Origin of the sequence: Saccharopolyspora montiporae (genome assembly GCF_015209505.1) — a bacterium.
Classification (GTDB): Bacteria; Actinomycetota; Actinomycetes; order Mycobacteriales; family Pseudonocardiaceae; genus Saccharopolyspora; species Saccharopolyspora montiporae.
Genome location: NZ_JADEYC010000025.1, coordinates 21,036 through 34,233, shown reverse-complemented (window position 1 = coordinate 34,233; position 13,198 = coordinate 21,036). Strand labels below are relative to the sequence as shown.

General features: G+C 68.9%; 11 protein-coding genes and 1 tRNA gene. 8 read left to right on the top strand and 4 right to left on the bottom strand.

All coding sequences use genetic code 11. From position 1 onward, the window contains the following. Positions 1-476: 476 nt before the first annotated feature. Together IQ251_RS15070 and IQ251_RS15065 are read left to right on the top strand one after the other, a co-directional pair. Positions 477-710, top strand: coding sequence for a DUF485 domain-containing protein (locus IQ251_RS15070; protein ID WP_370591417.1), 234 nt, complete (start codon positions 477-479; stop codon positions 708-710). Next, positions 710-2,272, top strand: coding sequence for a monocarboxylic acid transporter (locus IQ251_RS15065; RefSeq protein WP_193929221.1), 1,563 nt, complete (start codon positions 710-712; stop codon positions 2,270-2,272). Before IQ251_RS15070 ends, IQ251_RS15065 begins: the two co-directional genes overlap by 1 nt. A gap of 197 nt (positions 2,273-2,469) precedes the next feature. On the opposite strand, the gene IQ251_RS15060 is transcribed toward IQ251_RS15065, so the two are convergent. Both IQ251_RS15060 and IQ251_RS15055 read right to left on the bottom strand, forming a co-directional pair. Further along, entirely contained in the window at positions 2,470-3,345 is an 876-nt protein-coding gene (locus IQ251_RS15060; RefSeq protein WP_370591416.1) for a lytic polysaccharide monooxygenase auxiliary activity family 9 protein, read from the bottom strand. A gap of 477 nt (positions 3,346-3,822) precedes the next feature. Continuing rightward, positions 3,823-3,895, bottom strand: a tRNA-Arg gene (locus IQ251_RS15055). Between the two features lie 145 nt (positions 3,896-4,040). On the opposite strand from IQ251_RS15055, the gene IQ251_RS15050 reads away from it, so the two are divergent. Continuing rightward, the gene (locus IQ251_RS15050; RefSeq protein WP_193929220.1) at positions 4,041-4,958 is read left to right on the top strand and encodes a cation diffusion facilitator family transporter; all 918 of its coding nucleotides are present in this window, start codon (positions 4,041-4,043) and stop codon (positions 4,956-4,958) included. A gap of 61 nt (positions 4,959-5,019) precedes the next feature. Here the strand turns inward: IQ251_RS15050 and IQ251_RS15045 are convergent, their stop codons facing one another. Continuing rightward, the gene (locus IQ251_RS15045) at positions 5,020-5,685 is read right to left on the bottom strand and encodes a DUF305 domain-containing protein (protein ID WP_193929219.1); all 666 of its coding nucleotides are present in this window, start codon (positions 5,683-5,685) and stop codon (positions 5,020-5,022) included. Between the two features lie 7 nt (positions 5,686-5,692). Beyond that, complete coding sequence (locus IQ251_RS15040; RefSeq protein ID WP_193929218.1) at positions 5,693-6,463, bottom strand: thioredoxin-like domain-containing protein; 771 nt, start codon at positions 6,461-6,463, stop codon at positions 5,693-5,695. 219 nt (positions 6,464-6,682) lie between these two features. Between IQ251_RS15040 and argS the strand changes: the two genes are divergently transcribed. The 5 genes from argS to thrB all read left to right on the top strand — a co-directional run bounded on the left by argS (position 6,683) and on the right by thrB (position 13,182). Further along, positions 6,683-8,344 carry an arginine--tRNA ligase gene (argS, locus tag IQ251_RS15035; RefSeq protein WP_193929217.1) on the top strand — a complete coding sequence of 554 codons (1,662 nt, stop codon included), beginning with the start codon at positions 6,683-6,685 and terminating at the stop codon, positions 8,342-8,344. Positions 8,345-8,468: 124 nt separating this feature from the next. Continuing rightward, on the top strand, positions 8,469-9,887 hold the full coding sequence (gene lysA / locus IQ251_RS15030; protein ID WP_193929216.1) for a diaminopimelate decarboxylase: 1,419 nt from the start codon (positions 8,469-8,471) through the stop codon (positions 9,885-9,887). Then, complete coding sequence (locus IQ251_RS15025; RefSeq protein WP_193929215.1) at positions 9,888-11,192, top strand: homoserine dehydrogenase; 1,305 nt, start codon at positions 9,888-9,890, stop codon at positions 11,190-11,192. Next, positions 11,189-12,271 carry a threonine synthase gene (gene thrC / locus IQ251_RS15020; RefSeq protein ID WP_193929214.1) on the top strand — a complete coding sequence of 361 codons (1,083 nt, stop codon included), beginning with the start codon at positions 11,189-11,191 and terminating at the stop codon, positions 12,269-12,271. The genes IQ251_RS15025 and thrC overlap by 4 nt, the downstream gene beginning before the upstream one ends. Then, positions 12,268-13,182, top strand: a complete 915-nt coding sequence (gene thrB / locus IQ251_RS15015; RefSeq protein WP_193929213.1) for a homoserine kinase — start codon at positions 12,268-12,270, stop codon at positions 13,180-13,182. The genes thrC and thrB overlap by 4 nt, the downstream gene beginning before the upstream one ends. Positions 13,183-13,198: the final 16 nt, after the last annotated feature.

Sequence of the window (13,198 nt, the reverse complement as noted above, 5' to 3'; positions counted from 1 at the left end):
CCAGGAAGTGGTCGTTTTCGAGGTGCGGTCAAGTCAAGATCAACGCGCAGCGTAATCGATCAATTCATCATAATGTGTACTGTGTCGCTCCATGGTCGTTTTCGGTTGGTCCCGCGGCTAAACTCCCGCGTCGGGATCGACTTCTCGTCCGTCGTGCCGGATCCGCCGGTGTCAGGAATCCGAAAAACCGCAGCAACGCCCCGAACCGGGCGCGCTAGCCCGGGACGGCGGCGCCGCGTCGCTGCGCGATGCAGGCACGACGGCCTCGGAAAGACCTGGAAAGGACTATGTCCAACGCAATCCGATCCGCTCCCCGGGAGCCCGCTCCGCAGGATCCGACCGCTGCCCGGTTCGGCGGGATCAGCCGCAGCTCGATGCGCCCTCCGGTAGCGGCGGGACCCCCTGACTACCGCGCCGTGGTCGACAGCGCCGAGTTCCAGCAGTTGCGGACCAGGTTCCGTGCGTTCGTTTTCCCGATGAGCGCGTTGTTCCTGGCCTGGTACCTGACCTACGTCGTCATCGCGGCCTACGCGCCGGCGTTCATGGGCACACCGGTGCTCGGGCTCATCAACGTCGGACTCCTCATGGGGCTCGGCCAGTTCGTCAGCACTGTGCTCATCGCGCTCGGCTACCGCCGTTACGCGGAGCGCCGCGTCGATCCGTTGATCGACGACCTGCGTGCGGATCCGCCCAGGGAGGGAGACCGGTGATGGCTTCCAGTCCCATGCTCAACATCTCGATCTTCGCCCTGTTCGTGTTGATCACACTGGTCGTCGTGTACCGGGTGGGCGCTACCGGCACCGCAGCCGACTTTTTCGCCGCCGACGGACGATTCAGCGGACCGCAGAACGGTGTCGCCCTTTCCGGGGACTTCCTGTCCGCGGCGTCCTTCCTCGGGATCGCCGGGGCGATCGCAGTCCACGGGTACGACGGGTTCCTGTACTCGATCGGGTTCCTCGTGGCATGGTTGGTGAATCTGCTGCTCATCGCCGAGCTACTGCGTAACACAGGACGCTTCACGATGGGCGACGTGCTCAGTTACCGGATGCGTCAGCGCCCGGTCCGCGCCGCCTCAGCGGTGTCCACCTTGATGATCTCGTTCGTCTACATGATCGCGCAGATGGCGGGAGCCGGCGGACTCGTCGCCCTGCTGCTGGACGTGCACAGCGGCTCCGGCCAGGCACTCGTCATCGCGGGTGTCGGTGCGGTGATGGTGGTTTACGTGCTCGTCGGCGGGATGAAAGGCACCACCTGGGTGCAGATCATCAAGGCCGCCATGCTGATGCTGTGCGTCGTCCTGCTGACCCTGTTCCTCCTGGGCAAGTACGGTTACAGCCTGTCTTCCCTGATGGAGCACGCTGCCGCGAACAACCCACTGGGCGAGCGCATCCTCGCTCCCGGCGCGGAGTACGGCGAATCCGAGGTCACCAAGCTCGACTTCGTGTCGTTGTCGCTCGCCCTGGTGCTGGGCGTGGCCGGGTTGCCGCATGTGCTGATGCGCTTCTACACGGTGCCGAACGCGGTCCAGGCGCGGAGATCGGTGATCTGGGCGACGTGCGCCATGTCCGTGTTCTACGTGTGCACCCTGGTGATCGGGTATGGCGCCGGTGCTGCCAACGACACCGACACCATCTTGTCCGCACCCGGCGCGGAGAACTCAGCCGCGCCTTTGCTCGCGTACCAGATCGGCGGGACGGTCCTGCTCGGCATCGTCGCAGCGGTCGCGTTCGCCACGATCCTGGCCGTCGTGGCGGGATTGACGCTGACGGCGTCCGCCTCGTTCGCGCACGACTTCTATGCCAACGTCATCCGGCGCGGACGGACCGACCCCGCCGCCGAAGTACGCGTAGCCAGGTGGACGGCTGTGGGAGTGGGCGCCGCGTCCATCCTCGGCGGCATCCTCGTCAACGGGCAGAACGTCGCGTTCCTCGTCGCGCTGGCCTTCGCTTTCGCGGCGTCGGCGAACCTGTCGACGTTGCTGTACACACTGTTCTGGCGCCGGTTCAACACGCGGGGCACGCTCTGGGGCATCTATGGCGGGCTGGGGACCTGCTTGGTGCTGGTGCTGTTCTCACCGGTCGTGTCGGGCGCGCCGGATTCGGTCTTCCCAGGCGTGGACTTCGCGTGGTTCCCGTTGAGCAACCCGGGGCTTGTGTCCATCCCGGCGTCGTTCCTGTGCGGTTTCGTCGGAACGCTGTTCGGCGGCAGGCCGGACGAAGAACGTTCCGATGAAATGGAAGTGCGTTCGCTAACCGGGATCGGATCGACCTGACCCCACCCGGCGACCGCGTGCCTGCGCAACGATGGCCACGCGGCCTCTCTGCCGGGTGGGGTTGGAGCATGGGAACTTTCCTGCCACATGTGACAGGAAAGTTCCCATGCTTTCACCGGTCGCTCGGGGAGGTGGGTTCCCGCTCTCGGGGTCCTCGGAGCGGGAGGGCGAGCGACCGGAGTCTTGGTGCGGGTGGCTCAGCTGAACAGGGTCAGGACCCGATCCCACAGGCCTGGCTCGGTCGAGGGGCTTTCAGGGGCGTGGCCGTGGTCGTGCACCGCGTCCGTGGCACTCGGGTCTTCCTGTAGGCGCAGCGTGTCCGTCTGCGCCGTGCCCGCGGAACCGAACATCACGTCCGAGCAGGAGTAGAAGGCTTCGGGGCTGTCCGTGCGTTGCCACACGGTGTAGAGGACGTGTTGCCCGTTCTTGCTTTCCGGGATGTGGCCGTTCAGTTGGTAACCTTCGCCCACATCGGGCGGGTTCTCCACGTGCGCGATCGGCTGGTCTTCGAGGCTGTCCCAGCTGAGTGGTTGCGTCGGGTCCCAGTCGTCCTTGGTGATGTACACGTCGAAGTAGCCTGCGTGCTTGGCCGTGGCCTTGTATTCGAGTGAGACATCACCGGGGGTGAGCTCGGTGGTCGGCCAGGCGGTGGCGGGCTGGTCGAACCCGGAGTATGTCGGGTTGTTCGCGCTGCACAGCTTGCCGTCCGGAATCAATTCCTGGTGCCGGCCGTCCGCATCGCCGATCCGGTTGCTCATCCAGTCGTAGACGGGAGCGGGGCCGTTTTCGGCCTGCACGCCTCGACAACCTTCGGACTGCGGGGTTTCCGCGCCTTCGAGGTAGCACGTGTACGCGCGGCCGGCCGGTTCCTGCATGTCGCCGTGTGCGAATGCGAGCTGTGGCAGTAGCAGGGTTCCTGCGAGTGGTAATCCGGCGAGCGTAGCTGCGACTGCCGTGTTGCGGCGCACGTTCAACTCGTTCTCCTTGGTTGCGTCCGGCCGGTCGGGGTCCGCTCCGGACAGCGTTTCGGGGCGGATGGATACTGCCGTTCGCGCACCGGCGAGGTCCACCACTTCCTGATCAGGGAAGATAGCCGCTCGCGAGCGTATTTTCCCTGCACACGATGCTGCAAATGCAGTCCCGTGTGCGGGGTAAGCCTTGATCAGGCAGGGGATAAGAGCGCCTTAAGTCCACGTTGCATACGAGTTGTCGAGTGCCACCGCGCTACTCCCGCCGTGCGGCGTCCTTTTCGCATTCACGCATGCCCGCCTGTTCGGGTTCGCCGACATGCGGCGGCGTTCCGGTACGAGCACTGTGGACGGATGCTTTTCCGGTGCTCGTGTCGAATCCGTTGCGGATGCGGTCTCGCGGTGGTGGTGGGCGGCTGCCGACCGACCTTGCTCGGCGAACGCCGCGCATGCGGATTAGCTGGTCGCCCCTCGCCGCCAGCATCCCGATCTAAAGGCGCCGGTGCGGCCATGAAAAAGGATGGGGCGATACATCCCGACAATGATGTCGCCAAGAGGGAGAACCTCTGCGGTCTAGCTGGGCGCCCTCGGCAGGACTCGAACCTGCGACACCTGCCTCCGGAGGGCAGTGCTCTATCCGCTGAGCTACGAGGGCTTGTCGCTGCGGACGTTTGTCAGCCTAGCGCATGCTCCGGGCTGCGTGTGCGAGGGGGTAGGCGATCAACGTGCGTGCGGGTGTTGACGGTGCATTCATGCATATATGACTATGTATCTGTCGTGGTCGTCAGCGGAGGAAACACATGGGACACGGACATGGGCACGGGTCGGCGTCCGAAGCCGCTCACGCGTCCGGGCGGTATGTACGGCGACTAGCTGTTGCTTTCGGGATCCTGTTCGCGTTCTTCCTGCTCGAAGCCGCCGTGGGTTTCTACGCGGACTCGTTGGCGCTGCTGTCCGATGCGGGGCACATGTTGACCGACGTCCTCGGCGTGGGCATGGCGCTGGCCGCGATCTTCGCCGCGCGCCGCCCGGCGGTCGGCAGGCGCACGTTCGGCCTGTACCGGATGGAAGTGCTCGCAGCACTGGCCAACGCAGTACTGCTGTTCGGTGTCGCTGGCTACATCCTCTACGAGGCGATCGGCAGGTTTCAGGATCCTCCGCAAGTACCCGGGGTGCCGGTGATGCTCACCGCGGCTGCCGGGTTGGCGGCCAACCTCGTGGTCTTCGCGATGTTGCGCCGAGGTGCTGAGGAGAGCTTGAACGTTCGGGGCGCCTACCTGGAGGTGCTCGCGGACACCATCGGATCCGTCGGGGTCCTCATCGGGGGGATTCTGACCTGGGTGTTCGGCTGGTACCTGGTTGACCCGGTCGTCGCTGTAGCGGTCGGTCTGTTCGTGCTGCCCCGGACCTACCGGCTCGCTCGCCAGGCTCTGCGCATCCTGGTGCAACAGGCGCCTGAACAGATCAACGTGGGTGAGCTGCGATCCGAACTGGCTGCGCTACCTGCCGTTACCGAGGTGCACGATCTGCACGTCTGGACGTTGACGTCCGGTATGGAGGTGGCATCAGCTCACCTCACCACCCGTGGTGACGCCGACCACGGGTCCGTATTGGTGGCCGGGCAACGACTGCTGGCCGAGCGGTACGGGATCGATCACGCCACGCTCCAGGTCGAGCCGGACGAATGCGCCCGCCGCTGCCAAGCTCTGACTTGGTGAGGCCCTGACAGCATGGGAACTTTCCTGTCACCGGTGACAGGAAAGTTCCCATGCTGCCACCTCATGAAGGGGGGAGGGGGGTGGCTTCGTGGTCGGCGAGCATGCTGGTGAGGAGGTCGCTCTCGCTGGATTGGGCGGTGACCATGCTCGCGGCCAGTGCGCTCACCGAGGGAAGAGACGCGTGCAGCGACGCGTGTTCGGCCATCGGCAGGCCGCCCACGTGGTGGCGCAGCATCAGCTGCAGGAAGTAGATGTCGAACTCGGGCCCGCGCAGCGCCCGGAGCTGGGACAGCTCCTGCCGTTCGGCCATCCCGGGCATCTGCCCGCTGCGCGCTGGTGCCGCGGCCGTCCGGTGGTGGCTGCGCCCACCGGGGACATCCATCCACTCGCCGGGATCGTCGGTGGACTGCACGGGTTCATTCCAGAGCGCCAGCCAGCCCTGCATTCTGCCGATCTGGTCGCGCTGGTTCGTGTCGATGTCGAACGCGAGCTGGCGCACCGCTGCAGAATGACCCTGCTGGCGCGCGATCGTAGCCATGGTCACCGCTTGCTGGTGGTGCACCGACATGTCCCGCGCGAAGCCGATGTCGACGCTGCTCGGGCGGGGTTCGGCCCGCCCGCCTGGCGGGATCGTGATCAACAGCCCGACCGCAGCGCCCACGAGAAGCAGAGCGAGAGCGGCTCCGGTGACGACGGTGATCCGGGCGGCCAACGAGTGCTCGCGCACTCCGGGATCACTGGCCCGGCTCGTCGCGGGGTCCGTTGTCGTCCCGGTTCATCGGAACGGCGTCCGGGCCGGGTGGAGCCGGGTCGAACGGCGGCGGCGCGGCCGGGTCGAACATGTCCGGGGTGGTCTGGCAGGTGGCGCCGACCTCCGGGTACACGCCGTGCTCGTTGAGCCGCAGTGCGGTGATGAATTGGTCGATGCGCTCGTCGGCGGGGTCTTCGACGGCGAGCTGGTGTCCCCAGGACTGCAGCGAGATCGAGTGGTCCATCCCGGGGTAGGGCGACATCACCGTGTGCGGCGCGTTGTCCGCGCGAGCGGCCAGCCGGTCGATGCCGGCGCGGTCCAGTCGTGCCGGGTCGTAGGCGATCCACACCGCCCCGTGTTCCAGGGAGTGGACGAGGTTCTCCTCGCGGACGGGCCGGTCGTAGACGACGCCGGTGCAATCGGCCCAGACCTCGTCGTGCGCCCCGCCCACCGGCGGGCGCTGCTCGTAGGCGACCCGTTCGTCCGCGGTGACGTGCGAGGCGCCCAGTCCCTCGACGATCCGCACGCCGGGTATCGCCCGGGACGGGTCCGGGTTGTCCGGGCTCGGCTCGAACCCGGTACCGCCCGGGGTTGCACTGGCTTGCGCGCTGAGCCGGTGCTGATGGGTGGTCCAGTGCGCGTGCGCGAAGCCGAAGAAGCTGCCCGCGGCGATCACCGCGGCGGTGACGCCTGCCACGGTCGCCCAGGGGAAGGGACGGGTGCGCCGCGGGGGCGCTTCGTGCTCATCGGACATGGTCGCGTAGCCCTCGTTCCCCCGTCGTCGCCGGACACCGGCCTGCAAGTCTAGGGATCAGGGCGGGCTGCGCAGATGGTTGCGCGATGATCTCGCCCGACCGTGTGGGGTCGGGCGACCACGAAACGGGGGCATGTGAACACGGTTCGTGCGTACATCGCGGTGCATTCGGCGTACCCGTTCGCTGAACAGCGACGACGCTTCCCTAAACTGCGAAGGGTGACACCTGCCGCGCTCGCCGAACTGGTCCGGAACACCGCCGTCGAGGTGCTGACCGCCCGAGGGTTGGACACCACTGTGCTACCGGAAGCGGTCACCGTCGAGCGCCCGCGCAATCCCGAGCACGGTGACTACGCGACGAACCTCGCGATGCAGGTCGGCAAGAAGGCCGGGGTGGTCCCGCGCGATCTGGCGGGTTGGTTGGCCGAGGCGCTCGGCGCTCGGGACGAGATCGATTCCGCGGAGGTGGCCGGTCCGGGTTTCCTGAACCTCCGGCTCGCCGCCGATGCGCAGGGCCAGATCGTGCGCGACGTGCTCGGCAGCGGCGCGGACTACGGCCGCGGTGACCTCTACCAGGACCTGCGGGTCAACTTGGAGTTCGTCTCGGCCAATCCGACCGGGCCGATCCACCTGGGCGGGACCCGCTGGGCCGCGGTCGGCGACGCGCTGGGTCGGGTGCTGAGCTTCGAGGGCGCCGATGTCACCCGCGAGTACTACTTCAACGACGCAGGTGCGCAGATCGACCGGTTCGTGAGTTCGCTGATCGCGGCCGCCCGGGGCGAGCCGGCTCCGGAGGACGGCTACGGCGGCGATTACGTGGCCGAGATCGCGGGCCGCGTCGTGCAGGCGGAGCCGGGTGTGCTGGAGCTGCCGGAGGCCGAGCGGCGCGAGGCGTTCCGGCGCGTGGGCGTGGGGCTCATGTTCGCCGAGATCAAGCAGAGCCTGCACGAGTTCGGCACCGATTTCGACGTGTTCTTCCACGAGGACTCGCTGCACGCTTCGGGTGCGGTCACCCGGGCCGTCGAGGAGCTCAAGGAGTCGGGGCAGGTCTACGCGGCCGACGGCGCCTGGTGGCTGCGCTCGACCGAGCACGGTGACGACAAGGACCGCGTGCTGCTCAAGAGCGACGGTGCGCCCGCCTATATCGCCGGCGACGTGGCCTACCTGCGGGACAAGCGCGATCGCGGCTTCGAGCTGTGCATCTACATGCTCGGTGCCGACCACCACGGCTACATCGCCCGGCTCAAGGCGGCTGCGGCGGCTTTCGGCGACGACCCCGATGTGGTCGAGGTGCTGATCGGGCAGCTGGTGAACCTGGTGCGGGACGGAAAACCGGTGCGCATGAGCAAACGCGCGGGCACGGTCGTCACGATGGAGGACCTGGTCGGTGCGGTCGGGGTGGATGCGGCCCGCTATTCGCTGATCCGCTCGTCGGTGGACTCCCCGGTCGATATCGACTTGGACCTGATCAGCAAGCACACCAACGAGAACCCGGTCTACTACGTGCAGTACGCGCATGCGCGGCTGTGCTCGCTGCAGCGCAACGCGACCGCGCTGGGCATCGAGCCCGGGCCGGTAGCCGGTGCGGACCTCTCGCTGCTCACGCACGACCGCGAGGGCGAGCTGATCCGCACGCTCGGCGAGTTCCCGAGGGTGGTGGTCTCGGCCGCGCAGCTGCGCGAGCCGCACCGGGTGGCGCGCTACCTGGAGGAGGTGGCCAGTGCCTACCACAAGTTCTTCGACGCCTGCCGGGTGCTGCAGCCCGGCGACGACGAGGCGAGCCCGCTGACCATCGCCCGGTTGCAGCTGTGCGAGGCGACGCGCCAGGTGCTGGTCAACGGGCTCGGCCTGCTCGGCGTGCGCGCCCCGGAGCAGATGTAGGAGGTCCGGAGCAGTCCGGTCGGTCCCGGTGAGCCGGGGCCGGCCGGTCGCTTCGGGTCGTGGAACGCACAGATCGCAGAACCGGTCCGACCGCGCGCGGCGGGCCGTCTTGGAGGAGCCGCCGATGCGCGCCCATCCCGCCGGTCCGCGGCACGCGGACGTCGTGCCCACCGGCACTTCCGCCGGGCCGGGTCCGGCCAGTGCGCAGGAGTTGGACGAGCTGCACACGCAGGTCTGGCCGCGCGGTACCGCGCGGGACCGGTCGGGTGCGGTGAGCCTGGCCGGAGTCGATGTCCGGGAGCTGGCCGCCGAGTTCGGCACGCCGCTGTTCGCGTTGGACGAGGACGATTTCCGGTCCCGTTGCCGGGATTACGCCGCGGCGTTCGGCGATCCGGCTGCGGTGCACTACGCGTCCAAGGCGTTCCTGTGCACCGAGGTCGCCCGCTGGGTGGCCGAGGAGGGGTTGAGCCTGGACGTGTGCAGCGGCGGCGAGCTGGCCGTGGCGCTGCGCGCGGGTTTCCCGGTCGAGCGGATCACGTTCCACGGCAACAACAAGTCGATGGACGAGCTGGTCGCTGCGGTCGAGGCCGGGGTGGGTTCGGTGGTGCTGGACTCGTTCCACGAGATCGCCCGTCTGGACCGGGTCGCCGCGGAGCGCGGGGCGCGCCAGCAGGTGTTGGTGCGGGTGACGGTGGGTGTGGAGGCGCACACGCACGAGTTCATCGCCACGGCGCACGAGGACCAGAAGTTCGGTTTCTCGCTCGCTTCGGGGCAGGCGGCGGAGGCCGCTCGGCGGGTGCTCAAGGCGGATGCGCTGTCCTTGGTGGGGCTGCACAGCCACATCGGTTCGCAGATCTTCGACGTGGACGGTTTCGAGCTGGCCGCGCACCGGGTGGTGCAGCTGCTCGCGGACCTGCGCGACGAGCACGGTGCGGACGCGCTCGCCGGTGTGTCCACTGTGGATTTGGGTGGCGGTCTGGGTATCGCCTACACCGCCGATGACGATCCGCTTCCCGCGGAGCGGTTGGCCACCGGGCTGCACGAGATCATCGGCAAGGAGTGCGCGAACGCGGGCCTGCGCGCTCCGGCGGTGGCGGTGGAACCGGGCCGGGCGATCGTCGGCCCGTGCATGGTCACCGTCTACGAGGTCGGCACGATCAAGGACGTCGTGCTGGACGGCGGGGCCAGCCGCCGGTACGTGAGCGTCGACGGCGGGATGAGCGACAACATCCGCACGGCGCTGTACGACTCCGTCTACGACACCCGGCTGGTGTCCCGCTCGGCGGAGGCGCCCGGGGTGTTGTCCCGCATCGTGGGCAAGCATTGTGAATCCGGTGACGTCGTGGTGCGCGACTGCTGGCTTCCGGAGGACATTGCTCCGGGAGACTTGCTGGCGGTCGCCGCCACGGGTGCCTACTGCTATTCGATGGCCAGCAACTACAACCGGCTGCCGAAGCCGCCCGTGGTGGCGGTGCGCGACGGTCGCGCGCGGTTGCTGCTGCGCAGGGAGACCGAGGACGACCTGCTCCGGCTGGAGGTGTGAGTGATCCGGGACCGTGAACCGATCAGGGTCGCGCTGTTGGGGTGCGGCACCGTCGGGACCGAGGTGCTGCGGCTGCTGCAGGACCAGCCGGAGGAGTTCGCGGCGCGAACAGGTGCGCCGATGCTGGTGACCGGGGTGGCGGTGCGCCGCCCGCACAAGCACGACGGGTTGCCGCAGCACCTGGTGACCACCGACGCGCAAGCGCTGGTGGATTCCGACGTCGACGTGGTCGTCGAGCTGATCGGCGGCATCGAGCCCGCCCGCTCGCTGCTGCTGCGCGCGCTGGAGTCCGGCAAGTCGGTGGTGACCGCGAACAAGGCGCTGCTGGCCGAGCACGGCGCTGAGTTGTACGCGGCGGCGGATGCCGCTGGCGCCGACATCTACTTCGAGGCGGCGGTGGCCGGGGCCATCCCGCTGCTGCGCCCGTTGCGCGAGTCGTTGGCCGGTGACCGGATCGACCGGGTCATGGGCATTGTCAACGGCACGACGAACTACATCCTCTCGGCGATGGATTCCACCGGCGCCGGTTATTCCGAGACGCTCGACGAGGCTGGCAGGCTCGGTTACGCGGAGGCGGATCCGACGGCCGACGTGGACGGGTTCGACGCCGCGTCCAAGGCTGCGATCCTGGCGTCGTTGGCGTTCCACACCCGAGTCGGGGTGGCCGATGTGCACCGGGAGGGCATTTCGGCGGTCACCCCGGGGGACATCGCCGCCGCGCGGTCGCTGGACCGGACGGTCAAGCTGCTGGCGATCTGCGAGCGCGTGGTCGCCGAGGACGGCACCGAGTCGGTCGCGGCCCGCGTGCATCCGGCGATGATCCCGCGCAGTCATCCGTTGGCCGGCGTGGGTGACGCGTTCAACGCGGTGTTTGTGGAGGCCGAGGCGGCCGGGCAGCTGATGTTCTACGGGCAGGGCGCCGGGGGCGCGCCCACCGCCAGCGCTGTACTCGGCGACCTGGTCGCGGTCGCGCGCAACCTCGTCGTGCAGGGCAAGGGGCCGCGGGAATCGGCGCACGCGCAGCTGGCGGTGCAGCCGATGGGCAATACCCCGACCCGGTACCACATCAGCCTCTCGGTCGCGGACAAGGCTGGCGTGCTCTCGCAGGTCGCGGCGACCTTCAACGAGCACGATGTGAGCATTTCCGTGGTGCGGCAGCAGGGACGTGGCGCCGAGGCCAGTCTCGTGGTGGTGACGCACACCGCCAGTGATGCCGCACTCAGGTCCACAGTGGACGAGATCGCGCAACTTCCGGTGGTGCGCGACGTGGTCAGCGTGATGCGCGTGGAAGGTGAACCGTCGTGACGAACATCCAGGGTGCTGCGGCGCAGGCAGGCTGGCCCGGTGTGATCGAGGCGTACCGGGACCGGGTCGCCGTTCCCGAGGGCGCGCGCACCGTGACCCTGCAGGAGGGCGGCACTCCGCTGGTGCCCGCCCCGCACTTGTCCGAGCGCACCGGCAGCACGGTCTACCTCAAGGTGGAGGGCGCCAATCCCACCGGTTCGTTCAAGGACCGCGGGATGACCGTGGCGATGACGCAGGCGCTGGCCGAAGGCAGCAAAGCGGTGATCTGCGCCTCCACCGGCAACACCTCCGCGTCCGCCTCGGCCTACGCCACGCGCGCCGGGCTCACCTCGGCCGTGCTGGTGCCGCAGGGCAAGATCGCCATGGGCAAGCTCGCCCAGGCCGTGGCGCACGGTGCGCGGATCCTGCAGGTGCAGGGCAATTTCGACGACTGCCTGGAGCTGGCGCGCAAGACCTCGGCCGAGCACCCGGTCACCCTGGTCAACTCGGTCAACGCCGCGCGCATCGAGGGGCAGAAGACGGCCTCCTTCGAGGTGTGCGACGTGCTCGGACGCGCGCCCGATGTGCACTGCCTGCCGGTGGGCAACGCGGGCAACATCACCGCCTACTGGAAGGGCTACACCGAGTACGCCCGGGACGGTGTCGTCGACGGCACCCCGCGGATGTTCGGCTTCCAGGCGGCCGGTGCCGCCCCGCTGGTGCACGGGCAGCCGGTCACCGAGCCGGACACCGTGGCCACCGCGATCCGGGTCGGCAGCCCCGCCTCCTGGCAGGGTGCCGTGGCCGCCAAGGACGCTTCGAACGGGCTGTTCGGGGCGATGACGGACGAGGAGATCCTGGCCGCGTACCGGCTGCTGTCGTCCCGCGAGGGCGTTTTCGTCGAGCCCGCCTCGGCGTCCAGCGTGGCCGGTCTGCTCGCCCGGGCCGACAGCGGTGAGGTTCCCGCGGGATCGCTGGTGGTGTGCACGGTCACCGGGCACGGCCTCAAGGACCCGGATACCGCGCTGGCCGGGATGATCGAGGTGGAGCCGCTGCCGGTCGATCCGCGCGCGGTGGCCACCGCGCTGGAGCTCGGGTGAACGCCGCCGCCGACACGGCCGTCCGGGTGACGGTGCCCGCGTCCACGGCCAACCTCGGATCCGGGTTCGACGCCTTGGGGCTGGCGCTGTCGATGTACGACACCGTCGAGGTGCACCCGGTCGACGGCCCGGCCGGTTCGGCCCGCGTCGAGGTGACCGGCGCCGGGGCGGGGTCCGTCCCGGACGGTGAACGGCACCTGGTGGTGCGGGTCATCCACAAAGTCCTGGCCGAGCTGGGGATTCCGGCGCCCGCGCTGTCGCTGACGTGCTGGAACCGGATTCCGCACTCGCGCGGTCTGGGCTCCTCGGCGGCGGCGATGGTGGCCGGCGCGTCCGCCGCGCTGCGCATGGTCGGTGTCGACCCCCGCGAGGACAGCAACGCCGAGTTGGTGCTGCAGCTGGTCTCCGAATGGGAGGGGCACGCGGACAACGCGGCCGCCAGCCTGTTCGGTGGGCTCGTGATCGCGTGGAACGACGCCGGGCGCTTCCACGCCGCGCAGTCGATGGTGCATCCGGACGTGTTCCCGGTAGCCCTTGTGCCGCAAGAGGAATCGTCCACGCACACCACGCGCGGCTTGCTCCCCGAGCAGGTTCCGCACGCCGACGCCGCGTTCGCCGCCGGACGCGCCGCCCTGGCGGTGCACGCAATGGCCACGGATCCGTCGCTGCTGTTGGCTGCCACCGCCGACCGGTTGCACCAGGACCACCGGGAACCGGCCTGGCCGGCCACCACCGATCTGGTGCGCCGGCTGCGCGCGGCCGGTGTGCCCGCCGCGGTATCCGGTGCGGGGCCGACCGTCGTCGCGTTCCCGGCCGCCGGTGCGCTGCCGGGCGGGGTCGATCTCGGGGATTTCCGGGCGGAACCGCTGCCGGTCGACGGCGGGGGCGTCCGGGTGGGTCCGCTGGGCTGAACGGGTTCTGCGCAGC